12 protein-coding genes are annotated in these 15406 nt (G+C 40.2%); 6 read left to right on the plus strand and 6 right to left on the minus strand.

Annotated elements, in window-relative coordinates; all coding sequences use genetic code 11:
* Positions 1-73: 73 nt before the first annotated feature.
* The 5 genes from NPY00_RS04920 to NPY00_RS04940 form a co-directional block, all read right to left on the minus strand.
* Complete coding sequence (locus tag NPY00_RS04920) at positions 74-748, minus strand: YdcF family protein (RefSeq protein ID WP_269020964.1); 675 nt, start codon at positions 746-748, stop codon at positions 74-76.
* Between the two features lie 4 nt (positions 749-752).
* Positions 753-1727, minus strand: coding sequence for a cell division protein FtsX (locus NPY00_RS04925; RefSeq protein WP_269020965.1), 975 nt, complete (start codon positions 1725-1727; stop codon positions 753-755).
* A complete protein-coding gene (ftsE, locus tag NPY00_RS04930) occupies positions 1720-2379 on the minus strand; it encodes a cell division ATP-binding protein FtsE (RefSeq protein WP_269020966.1) in 660 nt (219 codons plus the stop codon). Before ftsE ends, NPY00_RS04925 begins: the two co-directional genes overlap by 8 nt.
* 141 nt (positions 2380-2520) lie before the next feature.
* The gene (gene acs / locus NPY00_RS04935) at positions 2521-4479 is read right to left on the minus strand and encodes an acetate--CoA ligase (protein WP_269020967.1); all 1959 of its coding nucleotides are present in this window, start codon (positions 4477-4479) and stop codon (positions 2521-2523) included.
* A gap of 247 nt (positions 4480-4726) precedes the next feature.
* Entirely contained in the window at positions 4727-5407 is a 681-nt protein-coding gene (locus NPY00_RS04940; protein WP_269020968.1) for a YggS family pyridoxal phosphate-dependent enzyme, read from the minus strand.
* A 154-nt stretch (positions 5408-5561) separates the two neighbouring features.
* On the opposite strand from NPY00_RS04940, the gene leuS reads away from it, so the two are divergent.
* Positions 5562-8183: a leucine--tRNA ligase gene (leuS, locus tag NPY00_RS04945; protein ID WP_269020969.1), complete on the plus strand. Its 2622-nt coding sequence runs from the start codon at positions 5562-5564 to the stop codon at positions 8181-8183.
* Complete coding sequence (locus NPY00_RS04950; RefSeq protein WP_269020970.1) at positions 8170-8757, plus strand: hypothetical protein; 588 nt, start codon at positions 8170-8172, stop codon at positions 8755-8757. The genes leuS and NPY00_RS04950 overlap by 14 nt, the downstream gene beginning before the upstream one ends.
* A 7-nt stretch (positions 8758-8764) precedes the next feature.
* Here NPY00_RS04950 and fsa read toward each other — a convergent pair whose 3' ends face one another.
* A complete protein-coding gene (gene fsa, locus NPY00_RS04955) occupies positions 8765-9418 on the minus strand; it encodes a fructose-6-phosphate aldolase (protein ID WP_269020971.1) in 654 nt (217 codons plus the stop codon).
* A 292-nt stretch (positions 9419-9710) separates the two neighbouring features.
* On the opposite strand from fsa, the gene NPY00_RS04960 reads away from it, so the two are divergent.
* The 4 genes from NPY00_RS04960 (at position 9711) to NPY00_RS04975 (ending at position 15401) form a co-directional block, all read left to right on the plus strand.
* Complete coding sequence (locus NPY00_RS04960; protein ID WP_442864032.1) at positions 9711-11921, plus strand: primosomal protein N'; 2211 nt, start codon at positions 9711-9713, stop codon at positions 11919-11921.
* A gap of 428 nt (positions 11922-12349) precedes the next feature.
* On the plus strand, positions 12350-12934 hold the full coding sequence (locus NPY00_RS04965; protein ID WP_269020973.1) for a F0F1 ATP synthase subunit delta: 585 nt from the start codon (positions 12350-12352) through the stop codon (positions 12932-12934).
* A complete protein-coding gene (atpA, locus tag NPY00_RS04970) occupies positions 12934-14469 on the plus strand; it encodes a F0F1 ATP synthase subunit alpha (RefSeq protein WP_269020974.1) in 1536 nt (511 codons plus the stop codon). The genes NPY00_RS04965 and atpA overlap by 1 nt, the downstream gene beginning before the upstream one ends.
* 20 nt (positions 14470-14489) lie before the next feature.
* Complete coding sequence (locus NPY00_RS04975) at positions 14490-15401, plus strand: F0F1 ATP synthase subunit gamma (RefSeq protein WP_269020975.1); 912 nt, start codon at positions 14490-14492, stop codon at positions 15399-15401.
* Positions 15402-15406 lie beyond the last annotated feature (5 nt).

Here is a 15406-nt window from a genome sequence, read left to right on the forward strand (position 1 = left end):
TATACATGAGAAAAGCTGAAGTATTGGTTAAATTAAAAAATTGAAAACCGAAGAAAAGAAGATATAAAAAAGATCAGAATGCAATCCTGATATGAACGCCTATCATTTTTAGATATTCGAATGCAAGAAGACGGAGATAGTTGATTTGTTGTATTGTATTTCCTGTGTTCCTTTTTTTAACAGGATAGGCAATAAAATTGATATCAGGCATTAAATGTTTCAATTCAAGTAAAGAACGCCACATGTGATAATCATGAGTGACGATATAGAGTGTTTTATAGTGATGCTTTTTGATCCAAGCAGCGCTTTCTAAAGCATTTCCTTTTGTATTTGTTGCTTCTCTTCCAATATCAACGCAACAGGCAAAGAGTTGCGGATTAATAGATGAAGTGCGCATGAAACTTTTGGGATTCGTTGTTCTATTCACACCGCTAATTAATAAGCGTGAACCAAGTTCTTGTTGAAGGAGGTTGAGTCCTGTTTTTATTCGGTTACTTCCTCCCGTAAAAACGATAATTGCATCGGCTTTGGGCAATGAATTTGGTGGTTGCAATTGGACAATTTTCTCAGAAAAAACAATAAAACCCATACAGAAAAAGAGAACCGTCAAAAAAAGAGAAAGTGTTGTTGGTGGTAAATAGCGAAAAAAACGATTCCATCGATGAGCAGTGTGTTTCGCTTGTTGTGGGGGAACACGCTTCGAATGATCACGGATGGATGATTCAGAATGAGAGGAATCATAGGTCATGAAATTAAAATAAACCGTTTTCGTGTTGATCAATTTTTTTGAGTTGTGCCAAGATGGTAACGCGGCTGGTTAATGCTGTGAGAAGAGAGACAACCAAAACAAGAGAAACGATTTTTCCATAAGTGGTGTAACTAATAAAAAAATGTCCAAATAATGCAGTGACTTGACTGGTTTCAACTTGACCGAAATTATAATTTGTCCAAAACGCAAAAATGCTAAAAAGAAGAGCACTTGTTACGCCACCATAAATTGCTCCGCGGAGTGCTGTTTTAAAAAAATGCCAATCAAATTGTTGAGCAATGAAATGTTCTTCAGTGCCGAGGAAATAAAGTACATTAATAATATGTGCATTTTCTGCGAGAGCATTGCGTGTAGCAAAAATAATCGTGAGAATAAGAGCTCCTAAAACGAGTGTTAAAATTGAAAAACCAATGAGAATGGTTGTGTGAGCCATTGTTACAAAACGGTTGATCCAAAAACGATGATCATCAAATTGGGCTCCGGGAATTTGTTTTTTTATAGCTTCACTGATGGTGTTAAAATTGATCTTTTTATCTTCTTTTAATGTCACGATGATAAGTCGGGGCAAGGGCAATGAATGAAATGTTAAGCCTTTTCCAAGCCACGGTTCAAGCAATTTTTCGGTGGCCTTTTGATCAACGATTTTCGCATCTTGCACGCCGTTAAATGTTTTAACAAGTTTAACAGCATCACGGAGTGCTTTTTCTATATCAATGTTTTCAATAGGGAGGATTTGAATGGTTGCTTCTCGACTAATTTGATGGCTCCAATTATGAGAAGTGCGGTGTACTAAATCAACACTGATGAGCGTTAAACTAGAAAGAAATGTCATAATCGCAATTGCTGCAACCAATGCTTGTCCTGATATGTTATCTTTAGGAATAATAGCTGTTTTTGTCGCGTTATCGCGTGTAAAAAGTGATTTTTGAATCTGAAAAATGGAGAAAGATTTATTCATAGATTGTCATCCGTCCATTTTGGAGGATCATGCGCCGAGCCGCAACTTGTTCCATGAGGGTAATATCATGAGTGGCAATAACTACAGCTGTTCCAAAACGATTTAATTCAATAAATAAGCGTAAGAGACGTTTGGCCAAAATGGGATCAACGTTTCCTGTAGGTTCATCGGCTAATAAGATTTCTGGTTGATCGATGAGGGCGCGCGCAATCGCTACCCTTTGTTTTTCTCCTCCAGAAAGAACGGGTGGCAAAACATGAATATGATTTCCAAGTCCAACCCACCGTAAAAGATCTTCAACTTCACTACGATAAGATGATTCTTCTTGTCCTTTAATGCGGAGAGGCAATGAAACATTTTCATACGTTGTCATGTGATCAAGCAAGCGAAAGTCTTGAAAGACAACGCCAATACGCTGTCTTAAAGCCGGAAGCTCTTGTCGTTTGAGAAGTGCTGTATCGGTTCCAAATAAATCAATATGACCCCGTGTTGGCTTGGTGGCTAAAAACATAAGACGCATCAGTGAGGTTTTTCCTGCTCCTGATGCTCCTGTTAAAAATTGGAAAGACCCGCGAGGAATGTGAAAGCTAATATCACGCAGGATTTCAGGTCCCATTCCATAACGTAGCCCGACATTTTCAAAGTGAATCACTTTTCGTTACCATTTCCGCTTTTATTTTGAATCATGATAAATTACCCCTCCTTTATATTTCTGTCTCAGTTTTGATGTTCAGTAATTTTAGCGGTTTTCTCTTTCATTTTTTCTTTCCCCCTTTTTCTTTAATTGATTATTTTAAGTTTTTAATTCTGTATTTTGACGGTTTGCGATAAGATCGTCAATGACCTGTGGTTCTGCAAGAGTGGATACATCTCCCAGATTATCACAATTATTTTCAGCGATCTTGCGTAAAATACGTCTCATAATTTTTCCTGATCGTGTTTTAGGAAGATCTGCGGTAAATTGAATTGTATCCAATGTGGCAATAGGTCCAATTTCCTTTCTGACATATTGAATGAGATCTTGTTTAAGCTCTTCACAAGGTTCCGTTCCATCGATTAAAGTAACAAAACTATAAATTCCTTGTCCTTTAATGGGATGCGGATACCCCACAACAGCCGCTTCTGAAACAGCGGGGTGAGCAACGAGCGCTGATTCAAGTTCTGCGGTTCCCAATCTGTGTCCAGAAACATTGAGTGTATCATCGACCCGTCCTGTAATCCAATAATAACCATCCTTATCCCGTTTACAACCATCGCCTGAAAAATACTTGCCTTTATACGAAGAAAAATATGTTTGAATAAAATGCTCGTGATTTTTATAGAGAGTTCGCATTTGTCCAGGCCATGAATCGATGAAACAGAGATTGCCTTCTGCTTCACCTTCTAAAACATTTCCTTGAGCATCAACAATTTCAGGCTTAATTCCGAAGAAGGGACGTGTAGCAGATCCAGCTTTGAGTTCTGTTGCACCGGGGAGAGGAGTGATCATATGTCCCCCTGTTTCGGTTTGCCACCATGTGTCGACAATGGGGCAGCGACTGTCTCCAACTGTTTGATAGAACCATTTCCAAGCTTCTGGATTAATCGGTTCACCCACGGTTCCTAAAAGACGCAAAGATGTTCTCTTTGAGCGTTTGACAAATGAATCACCTGCACCCATTAAAGTGCGAATAGCCGTTGGAGCGGTATAGAGCGTATTGACTTTGTGTTTATCAACAATATCCCAAAGTCTACCTTGGTCGGGAAACGTTGGGGAACCCTCAAACATTAAAGTGGTTGCACCATTGCATAAAGGTCCATAAAGCAGATAAGAGTGGCCAGTGATCCAGCCTATATCAGCAGTACACCAATAAATTTCGTGCGGATGATAGTCGAAAACATATTGATGAGTCATGGATGTGTAGACAAGATAACCCGCTGTGGTATGAAGAACGCCTTTTGGTTTCCCTGTTGAGCCTGAAGTATAGAGAATGAAAAGAGGATCTTCAGCATTCATGTCTTCTGGTGGGCAAGAAGCTTCAGCATGACGTAATTCTTCATGGTACCAAAAATCACGTCCTTTGATCCAATCAATTTTTTGATTTGTGCGCTGGACGACTAAGACGCGTTTTATATGAACATTGTGGCTTGCTGCAATCTCAATGGCACGATCAACATTGTGTTTTAAATTGATGGTTTTTCCTCCACGCAGACCATGGTCAGCTGTAATGATAAATGTAGATTCACAATCGACAATGCGTCCTGCTATGGCTTCAGGAGAAAATCCTGCAAAAATAACTGAGTGAATGGCACCAATACGAGCGCATGCAAGCATGGCATAAGCTGCTTCAGGAATCATCGGTAAATAAAGAGTGACTCTGTCACCTTTTTTAATTCCATGGTTCTTTAAGATGTTTGCAAAGCGACAAACATGTTCATAAAGTTCATGATACGTTATTTTCTTATCATGATAAGGATTATCGCCTTCCCAAATCAGTGCGATTTTGTCACCATTATTTTTTAAATGTCGATCAATGCAATTATAGGCAACATTTGTTTGTCCATCTTCGTACCATTTAATGGATATATCATTTTCAAATGAAGTATTTTTTGTTTTTGTATAAGGTTTAAACCATTCAATTCGTTGACCATGTTTGGCCCAAAAGGTTTCCGGATCATTAATACTCTCTTGATACCATTTTTGATAAGTTTCGGGATCAATCAAGGCGTTTTTTTTAATATCATCCGAGATTGGATAGATTTCTTTAGACATAATTTACCTCCCATTGAACATATTGTTCCCATTTTATGTTGAAAAAATAACCCATTCCGTTTTTCATTGTTCTGTTTTTTGGTTTATTTTCCCATAAGTTTTTTCTTATGTTGTGAAAACTTATTGTTAGATTAAGTCATAAAGGTTTGAGTAGTCAATTTTACAGTTTTCTTCTTCACGTCTTACTGACGACGTTTTTTATGGGATTATTTATGGGGAAAGATGTTTCGAATGAATCAGAAAATGCTTAGCTGAGGCGCTGTCCGAACAAAGCGGAGCCAATGCGAAGGATATTGGAGCCAAATTGAAGAGCGATTTTAAAATCATTTGACATCCCCATTGACAGTTTTGAAAGACCGGATTCTGCTGCAAGTTTTGCTAAAAGAGCAAAATATGGGCCAGGGTTTTCTTGCGCTGGAGGGATGGCCATAAGACCGATAATATCAAGTTTATAGTGATTTTTACATTGAGCGACGAAAGAAGCGACTTCTTGAGGTGCAATGCCGCTTTTTTGAGGCTCTAATCCAATATTGACCTGAACATAACAAGGGAGATATTTATTTTGTTTCTTCATTTCTTCAGCTAAACTTTTCGCTATTTTTTCTCGATCGACAGTTTGAATGACATCAAAAATTTTAACCGCTTCGGCTGTTTTATTGGATTGTAAAGAACCAATGAGATGAAGTTCAATGTTTTTAAATTGTTGGCGCAAAAGAGGCCATTTTTCAGCTGCTTCTTGCACGCGGTTTTCAGCAAAGAGCAATTGGCCCGCTTGCAGCAGAGGGATAATACAGTCTGCAGAAACAGTTTTTGAAACCGCCATGAGTTGAACACTCTCTAAAGAGCGCTGATACTCTTCACATGTTTCAGCAATTTCTTGTTTAAGATTTTTCCAAGTGTCAACAAGAGTGGTTTCATTTTCGCTCATGATCATATCTGCTTTCTGTTTTGGGTTTTATCGTATGTGTTATTGTTTATAAAAGATTCCAAAATATTTGTCGAAACGCTTGACGAAGGTTCGAATCCATGGTGAAGCATTTGAAGGCTTTTTTGTTTAATTTTGTTAATAGAGTATCATAAGAATGACGATCGAACGCTATAATCCACGTGCACAGGAACAAAAATGGCAAACAATTTGGGATGAAAGAAAACTTTTTCAAACCACTGAAGACAAAGAACGCAAAAAATATTATGTTTTAGAGATGTTCCCTTATCCTTCGGGACGTATTCATATGGGGCATGTGCGTAATTATGCGATGGGAGATGTTGTTGCGCGTTATAAGCGTGCCAAGGGATTTAATGTTTTACATCCAATGGGATGGGATGCCTTCGGTATGCCGGCTGAAAATGCTGCTATGCAAAATAAAGTGCATCCGAAAACGTGGACCTATCAAAATATTGCTGTTATGCGGAATCAATTGAAACAATTGGGGCTTTCGTTAGATTGGTCACGTGAATTTGCAACATGTGATGTGGATTATTATCACCGTCAACAAATGCTATTTCTCGATTTTTACCAAAAAGGGCTCATTACACGCAAAGTGGCAAAGGTCAATTGGGATCCCGTTGATCATACAGTTTTAGCCAATGAACAAGTTGTTGATGGTCGTGGATGGCGTTCTGGTGCGTTGGTTGAACAGCGCGAATTAACACAGTGGTTTTTCAAAATCAGTGATTTTAGTGAAGATCTATTAGCAGGGCTTGAAAAACTGGAGAAATGGCCAGAAAAAGTTCGTGTTATGCAAAAAAACTGGATTGGAAAATCACAAGGTCTTCTTATTCGTTGGGCGTTAAGTTATGCAGATGCTGGTAATGCTGTTGATGAATTTGATGAAGTTGTTTGTTATTCAACCCGTCCTGATACCTTATTTGGAGCCTCTTTTTTAGCGCTTTCAGTGGATCATCCGATTGCACAAAAATTAGCACAAAAAGACAAGGCGCTTTCTGCTTTTATTGAAGAGTGTCGGCGTGGTGGAACAACTACTGCTGCGCTTGAGACAGCTGAAAAAAAAGGATTTCGTACACCTCTTTTTGCGATTCATCCGTTTGATTCGACATGGCGTCTTCCTGTTTATATTGCCAATTTTGTCTTAATGGATTACGGAACAGGAGCTATTTTTGGTTGTCCGGCGCATGATCAGCGGGATTTAGATTTTGCACGCAAATATGATCTTCCTGTTCAGCCCGTGGTTTTGCCAAAAGATGTTGATCCTCAGAGTTTTGTCATTTCTAATACAGCTTATACTGGGGATGGAAAGATAATAAACTCAGAATTTTTAAATGGTCTTACGCCACAAGAAGCTTTTGAAGAAGCCGCTAAACGGCTAGAAGAACAGTGCTTGAATCATCAACCTCAAGGGAAAAGAACTGTGCAGTTTCGATTGCGCGATTGGGGAATCTCGCGTCAACGTTACTGGGGATGCCCCATTCCGATGATACATTGTGCAGAGTGTGGGGTTGTTCCTGTTCCGCGGACTGATTTGCCCGTTGTTTTGCCCGATGATGTTACTTTTGATCGACCTGGAAATCCGCTTGCGCATCATGAAACATGGCAGAAGGTTGTTTGTCCTTCTTGTGGTCAGTCGGCAAAACGTGAAACCGATACAATGGATACATTTGTTGATTCTTCTTGGTATTACGCTCGTTTTACAGCACCTTGGGCGCAAGAACCAATTGATCCAGAAGCAACGGGTCAATGGTTGCCTGTTCAACAATATATTGGAGGAATTGAACACGCAATTTTACATCTTTTATATGCGCGTTTTTTTATGCGTGCGATGAAGTTGACGGGGTATGTCACTGAAGATGAGCCTTTTGAAGGGCTTTTTACGCAAGGCATGGTTGTTCATGAAACCTATCGAGATGATCAAGGATGGGTTTCACCGACAGAAATTTCGATTGTTGAACAAGATGGAAAACGTCAAGCTTATAAACTTTCTGATCACAGCGAAGTCAGTATTGGTTCGATTGAAAAAATGTCAAAGTCAAAAAGGAATGTGATTGATCCTGATGATATTGTAGCTTCTTATGGAGCAGATACGGTGCGTTGGTTTGTGCTATCTGATTCTCCTCCAGAACGTGATGTCATTTGGACAGAAGCGGGGATTGAAGGCGCCCATCGCTTTGTTCAGCGTGTGTGGCGTGTGGTTGCTTCAAGTGCTCCAATTTTAAGAGAAGTTGTTCCCCATGTTGGGCGTCAAGGTGCTGCTTTAGAACTGTCAAAAACAGTTCATCGCACATTATGTGCTGTGGAAGATGATCTTGAAAAGCTTGCATTTAATCGAGCTGTTGCTCGTCTTTATGAATTATTAAATACGCTAGCACCATTAGTGAATACCGCAGAAAATGCTGAAGATGATATGAAATCAGCGTTGCGTCAGGCAATGGATTTTTTCTGTGCAATGATAGCGCCAATGATGCCTCATTTAGCAGAAGAATGTTCTGCTGCATTAGGAGGAGAAACGCTGATTTCTGAGCGTTCTTGGCCCGTTTATGATCCAGCTTTAATTGTGGAAGAGTGTATCACTTTGCCGGTACAGATTAATGGAAAAAAGCGAGGAGAAATAACAATTTCTACAGAAGCTGATAAAGTGACGATTGAAAAAGCTGTTTTGGCTCTTGGTTTTGTGCAAGCACAATTAGCCAACAAATCAGCAAAGAAAATTATTATTGTCCCGCAAAGGATCATTAATGTTGTTGTTTAGTCGTTTTTTGTTTCTTGTTTGCGTGTCGGTGCTCGTTGGTGGGTGTACAATTGAACCTCTCTATCGACAAGTCTCACAAGTTCCAACAGAAATGGTCTCTGTTTCTCGTGGAAAGCTTGCAGAAAAGGATTCTGCGAGCCTTTCTCAAAAATTAGCAAGTATTGTCGTGGAAGAACCGACAGATCATTTCGGACAAATGGTTCGCAATCGCTTACTCTTTCTTATGTATGGGAATGGAAGTGAGCCTTCTGTTCCTTTGTATCAGTTATCGCTCCAAACATCAGTTTTGACACAGACTTCTGTACAGGTAGAAGAAAGTCGATATATGGATAAAGATACAAAAAGAGAAAGACGTCCTTCCATGGGGACAGTGATCAGCCAAGCTTCTTATATTCTTAAAGATATGAAGAATATTTTTGTTGCACGAGGGAAAGGTGTGATGAGCGCATCTTTTGATCGTCCTCTCCAAGAATATGCAACGCTGCAGGCCGAAAAAGATGCAAAAAAACGAGCCGCAGAAGAATTAGCTGAACAGATTTTTATGTTGCTTGCAAAAGATCTTGCAAAATCTTAATCTGTTTTTACGTGATCGTTTGTCCTGTTTTACGCCAATCCTCTGAAAGTATTTGCAAGCCTTGATCGGTTAAAGGATGTGTGACGAGAGATTTTAGGATTTTTGGTGGAATTGTAGCAACATCTGCACCACTGAAAGCGGCTTCTTTAACATGATTGGTGGTGCGGATTGAAGCTGCTAAAATTTGTGTCGTAAAACCATATTGATCATAAAGAGTGCGAATTTCGTAAAGGAGTTTTACACCACTCATTCCGCAATCATCAATTCTGCCAATGAAAGGAGAAACGAAAGTTGCTCCCGCTTTTGCGGCAAGGAGAGCTTGTGTGGCAGAAAAACAGAGGGTAAGATTTGTTTTCAATCCTTGTGTTTTTAATGCTCTACAAGCTTTCAGGCCATCGAGCGTTATCGGCAATTTGATACAAATATTGTCAGCAATTTTTGCTAAAACAGCAGCTTCTTTCATGATATCTGTATATTTTAATGCCGCGACTTCGACAGAAACAGGTCCTTTAACAAATGTGCAAATTTCTTTTGTCACTTCAAGAATATTGCGTTTAGATTTTAGAATCAGAGAAGGATTTGTGGTGACCCCATCCACTAGGCCTAAATTTTGTAATTCTTGGATCTCTTCAATGTTAGCGCTATCCACGAAAAATTTCATTCTCGATCTCCTTGGGTTTTGAAAAGCTTTTTTAATGCTTCTTATGATTCCCCTTATTAATGTTATGCGCTATTGGTGAATAAAAAAGCAAGAGATGCATCACATATCTTATATGATATGATGCGCTAAAAATCGTTGAGACACGAAAAATAAAAAAGGAGGAGATCTATGAGTATCAATATAAAACAATTGTTGTGTTGCAAAGGTGAAGTGAATAAATCAAAACAATGAAAAATCGTGGAAGCAAGAAAAGCGTAAAAAACAAAATGCAAAAATAGTGATGGTGTCAAAAGTGAAATCAAACAATACAGATATACAAATTGTTTCCGTTTTGGTTCCGCTTCCTGTTTTTCAAGCTTATAGTTATGGTGTTCCACCTCATATGAAAATTGAGATCGGTTCTTTTGTTCGCGTTCCTGTTGCAGGACGCGAGGTTTGTGGTTTTGTGGTTGCACTGGGTGAACAAGCCGCAATCAATGGACAAGTTATTGCACCAGTTGCACGCGAAAAACTCCGTTTGATTGCGCATGTTTTTAATTGTCCACCATTAAAAACTGAGACGATCGCGTTTTTGCGTTTTGTTAGTCAATATACAATGGCTCCTTTTGGTCTTATTGGACGGTTGGTTTTGTGTGTGCCTGCTGCTTTAGAACCAGAAGCGCCTATTCTCGGTTTGCGTTATTGTGGAGGAAATGTTGATCGTTTAACGCCGGCGCGATCACGTGTGTTAGAACTGGCACGTGATGGTACTGTTTGGACGCGTTCTGGTCTCGCTCATGCAGCTGGGACTTCTGCATCGGTTGTGGATGGTTTAAAGTCGCTTGGGGTTTTTGAAGAGACAGTGGTGCCAGAACCAACCCTTGTGGCGACGCCGAATCCTGATTTTTGTTCACCTGTTTTAGAAGAGCAACAGAAAACTGCAGCAGCTCTTTTGCGGGAAGGTGTCCTTGCTGCTCAATTTCAGGTTTTTTTGCTTGATGGGGTTACTGGCTCTGGAAAAACAGAAGTTTATTTTGAAGCAGTGGCTCAAGCGCTCCTTTGTGGGAAACAGATTTTGATTTTATTGCCGGAAATTGCTTTAACACAGCAATTTCTAGATCGCTTCCATGCGCGCTTTGGTGCATCAGCTGCTGAATGGCATTCAGATTTAACACCGCGTCGTCGAGAGCGTGTATGGCGGCAAGTTGTAGAAGGAAAAGTCCGTGTTGTTGCGGGAGCACGTTCAGCCCTTTTCCTTCCTTTTCAAGATCTTGGATTAATTATTGTCGATGAAGAACATGATGGCGCTTACAAACAAGAAGAACGCGTCTTTTATCATGCTCGTGATATGGCTGTTGCACGAGGATCTTTTGAACATTTTCCTGTTATTTTATCTTCAGCAACTCCCTCTATTGAAAGTCAGGTTAATGTTTTGTGGGGGCGCTATCAGCATATATGTTTGCCATCACGGTTTAATGCGGCGGCATTGCCACGATTACAGGTTGTGGATATGCGTCATGGGGGTGTGGAGAAAGGACGTTTTATTTCTTCTGTTCTTGAACATGCTTTGGAACAAACTTTAAATAAAGGTGAGCAGGCTCTTCTTTTTCTTAATCGACGCGGCTACGCTCCCTTAACATTGTGTCGCGTTTGTGGGTATCGCTTTCATTGTACGGATTGTTCAAGTTGGCTGGTGGAGCACCGTTCGCAGGGTCAACTTAAATGTCATCATTGTGGGTATCATCAGCCTATTCCAGAATTCTGTCCTGAATGTGGAACGTTTGATCATTTAGTGGCTTGTGGGCCAGGGGTGGAAAGAATTGCTGAAGAAACACAAAAGCTTTTTCCTCAGGCACGGTTATTGATTCTATCAACGGATTTAAAAGGTGGTATCAGTCAATTACGCCAAGAATTAGCCGCAATGGCAAATGGAGATGTTGACATTATTATTGGAACGCAGTTTATCGCAAAAGGACACCATTTCCCGGGGCTCTCTTTGGTGGGAGTGATTGATTCTGATCTTGGTCTTGCCAATGGTGATTTGCGTGCTGGTGAACGAACCTTTCAGTTGTTATCACAGGTTACAGGGAGGGCGGGGCGCACTGGGTTAGAAAGTATAGGATTATTGCAAACGTATCAGCCCGATCATCCAGTGATACAGGCTTTACTTTCACGACAGCGGGATAATTTTTATAAGCGTGAAATTGCAGCACGTCAGCATTATCATTTACCTCCCTATGGACGGTTTGCTTCATTAATTATTTCTTCCGAACAACGTCAATTGGCAGAAGGTTATGCACGTGCCTTACGTCAAGCTGCACCATCGGTACAAAATGTGTCTGTTATGGGACCAGCAGAAGCACCTCTTTCTTTAGTGCGTGGGCGTTACCGATTTCGGCTTTTGCTGCATGGGCTCCGTTCTTTTGATATACAAGGATTTATTCGCACAATGTTGAATCGTGCACCTAAAATAAAAAGCTCGATTCGCCTTCAAATTGATATTGATCCACAAAGCTTTCTGTAAAAAATAGGAATATATTCGTTGTAATAGAGTGGTGTGAAAGACACTGTTGAGTTTAATGATTGGAAAAATTGGGTTTATAGGACAGTGCAAAAGAATAAAATCTCATGTTTAAGCTTGAAAGAGACTGTTCTTCTTTTGACAGATGTTTTAAAAAAAGAATGTGAGAATGAAAAAGTCATAATGAAATCATGAAAATATAATGCTTACTTGTCTTTAAAAGGTCTTTTCTTCAAAATATGATATTATTTTTTTGAAAAAAATGAAAAAGCATTGCTTTGTGGTGTTGCGAGTTAATAATGTCTGTGCTAAAAATTGAATAGTTTTTTTGTTCTGAATTTCAAGAAGAAGATTCTTAAAATTCAAAATTTTTGTTCTATTATTATCTGGTAACCATCAGAGAATTGCTCAAGGGAAAGAGGCGGTATTTCGTGTCGGATTCATTTTCTCTTATACCGCTTCCATTAGTGAACCGGCGCTATGCGCAGGCTCTTTTTGATTTGGTTCAAGAAGCAGGATGTGTTGAAGAAGTTGAAAAAGCTTTGACATCTCTTCAAGCTTTTTTGGATCAAAATAAGGATTTGAAGCGATTCGTGCAGAGTCCATTTTTTTCAGCGAAAGAGCAAATTAAAGTAATGTATTCTGTTTGTGATGGCATTGGTTTTTCTGATGAGGGAGCTGGTCGGATTATTAGTAATTTTTTGCGTGTTGTTGCAATGAATCGCCGACTTTCTGCTTTGCCTAGTATTTTACACGCTTTTCAGCAGCACATTTCTGCGTTTCGCGGAGAAGTTTCAGCACAAGTTATTTCAGCGCGTCCTTTGGATGCGAATCAAAAAGAAGAATTGTGTGCAGCGTTGGAAAGTGTTGTTGGAGGAAAAGTTTCGCTACGTATTTCTGTTGACCCGACGATTCTAGGTGGGCTTATTGTTCGCTTTGGGTCTCGTCAGATTGATACGTCTCTTGTGACAAAATTATTTTCGCTTAAGCTTGCATTGAAAAAAGAGGTCAGTTGATGGATATTAGGCCGTCCGAAATTTCAAAAATCCTAAAAGAGCAAATCAGAAACTTTGATCAAAAGTCTGAAGTTTCAGAGATTGGTTGGGTTTTGTCTGTGGGTGATGGTATTGCCCGCGTTTATGGTTTGGATAATATCCAGGCAGGTGAAATGGTTTCGTTTTCAAATGGAGTGCGCGGTATGGCGCTTAATTTGGAAACTGATAATGTTGGGGTTGTGATTTTTGGGGCGGATCGTGATATCCGCGAAGGTGATACTGTTAAACGGTTAGGCGCTATTGTGGATGTTCCAGTTGGGCCTGCTTTGCTTGGACGTGTTGTTGATGCGCTTGGTAACCCCATTGATGGAAAGGGACCGATTAAAACAACAGAGCGTCGTCGTGTGGATGTTAAGGCGCCAGGTATTATCCCGCGGCAATCTGTTCATGAGCCAATGTCAACTGGATTGAAAGCAATTGATGCATTGATTCCAATTGGACGTGGGCAACGTGAATTGGTGATCGGGGATCGACAAACCGGTAAGACGGCGATTTTGCTTGATACATTTTTGAACCAAAAACCTTTTCATGAGAAAGGGGCTGGAAATGATCAAGATAAAGTATATTGTATTTATGTTGCGATTGGCCAGAAACGCTCAACGGTTGCGCAATTTGTTAAGGTTTTGGAAGAACGTGGTGCGCTTGAATACTCTATCATTGTTGCAGCTACAGCTTCTGACCCAGCTCCAATGCAGTTTATAGCGCCTCTTGCTGGATGTGCTATGGGAGAATATTTCCGTGACAATGGGCAGCATGCTTTGATCGGTTACGATGACCTTTCAAAACAAGCGGTAGCTTATCGTCAGATGTCTCTTTTGCTTCGTCGCCCACCGGGTCGTGAAGCTTATCCAGGAGATGTTTTCTATCTTCATTCTCGTCTTTTGGAGCGGGCTGCGAAGTTAAATGCGGATCATGGTTCTGGGTCTTTGACTGCTTTACCTGTGATTGAAACGCAGGCTAATGATGTTTCTGCTTATATTCCAACGAATGTGATTTCAATCACTGATGGTCAGATTTTCTTAGAAACAAACTTATTTTATCAAGGAATCCGTCCTGCTGTAAATGTTGGTCTTTCTGTTTCGCGTGTTGGTTCTGCTGCGCAAATTAAAGCGATGAAACAAGTTGCAGGGTCGATCAAAGGTGAATTAGCTCAATATCGAGAAATGGCTGCTTTTGCGCAATTTGGTTCAGATTTGGATGCATCAACACAGCGACTTTTAAATCGTGGAGCGCGTTTGACGGAACTGTTGAAGCAACCGCAATTTTCACCTCTTAAAACACAAGAACAGGTTGTTGTTATTTTTGCTGGTGTGAATGGCTATTTGGATAAATTAGAAATTTCTGATGTAAGTCGGTTTGAGCAAGGTCTTTTAGCGATTTTGCGGAGTGATCATAAGGATCTTTTGGATGCTATTGCTGATCAAAAACAGATAACGGATGATATTAAAGGGAAGTTGGTGATTGTCCTTGATACTTATGCAAAGAATTTTTCGTAATTGATTAGTGGAATGCTTGAATGGCGTCGTTGAATGATCTGAGAGACCGTATCGCCTCGGTTAAGGCAACACAAAAGATTACCAAAGCAATGCAAATGGTTGCTGCGGCAAAGCTGCATCGTGCGCAAGAGGCGGCGGAGGCTGCGCGTCCTTATGCGCAGCGTATGGCTGCTATTTTAGCAAATGTGACTGCTGATATTGATGGAGTTGATGCACCACCTTTAATGCGTGGAACAGGACGAGATGATGTGCATCTTTTGGTGGTTTGCACGGCAGAGCGTGGTTTATGTGGTGCTTTTAATACACAAATTGCGCGTCATGCTCGTGAGCATATTCATGCGCTGCTTTCTGCTGGTAAGACGGTTAAAATTATAACGGTTGGAAAAAAAGGGGCAGATATTCTACTCCGTGATTTTAAAGAATTGATGATTGATCATGTTGATTTACGTTCCGTAAAACGCATTAGTTTTACAGAAGCAGCAGCTATTAGTCAGCGCATTATTGATTTATTTGATGAGGGCGCATTTGATGTGTGTACGCTTTTCTATTCTGAATTTATTTCAGTGATTAATCAGCGTCCAACAGCTTTAGGTTTGATTCCAACGGTCTCTCAAAAAAACGCTTCGAATAAAATGGAGATTGCTGAAAAAGCAGGTAAAAGTGAAGTTTTGCAATCGACAGTTTATGATTATGAACCAGATGCTGTTTCTTTGTTGGATGATCTTGTGCCGCGCAATCTTTCTGTACAAATCTTTCGTGCTTTGCTTGAAAATGTTGCCGGTGAGATGGGGGCGAAGATGAGTGCTATGGATAATGCATCGCGCAATGCAGGTGAAATGATTAATAAATTGACAGTGACGTATAATCGTCAACGTCAAGCGCAGATCACTACAGAGTTGGTAGAAATTATTGCGGGCGCTGAAGCGCTTTAAATTGA

The organism is Bartonella sp. F02 (genome assembly GCF_026929975.1).
GTDB lineage: Bacteria > Pseudomonadota > Alphaproteobacteria > Rhizobiales > Rhizobiaceae > Bartonella.

Bases quoted from the DNA above. Each gene is read 5' to 3' on its own strand.
- NPY00_RS04920 (WP_269020964.1), bottom strand. From the start codon at position 748: ATGACCTATGATTCCTCTCATTCTGAATCATCCATCCGTGATCATTCG.
- NPY00_RS04925 (WP_269020965.1), bottom strand. From the start codon at position 1,727: ATGAATAAATCTTTCTCCATTTTTCAGATTCAAAAATCACTTTTTACA.
- acs (WP_269020967.1), bottom strand. From the start codon at position 4,479: ATGTCTAAAGAAATCTATCCAATCTCGGATGATATTAAAAAAAACGCC.
- NPY00_RS04940 (WP_269020968.1), bottom strand. From the start codon at position 5,407: ATGAGCGAAAATGAAACCACTCTTGTTGACACTTGGAAAAATCTTAAA.
- leuS (WP_269020969.1), top strand. From the start codon at position 5,562: ATGACGATCGAACGCTATAATCCACGTGCACAGGAACAAAAATGGCAA.
- NPY00_RS04950 (WP_269020970.1), top strand. From the start codon at position 8,170: ATGTTGTTGTTTAGTCGTTTTTTGTTTCTTGTTTGCGTGTCGGTGCTC.
- fsa (WP_269020971.1), bottom strand. From the start codon at position 9,418: ATGAAATTTTTCGTGGATAGCGCTAACATTGAAGAGATCCAAGAATTA.
- atpA (WP_269020974.1), top strand. From the start codon at position 12,934: ATGGATATTAGGCCGTCCGAAATTTCAAAAATCCTAAAAGAGCAAATC.
- NPY00_RS04975 (WP_269020975.1), top strand. From the start codon at position 14,490: ATGGCGTCGTTGAATGATCTGAGAGACCGTATCGCCTCGGTTAAGGCA.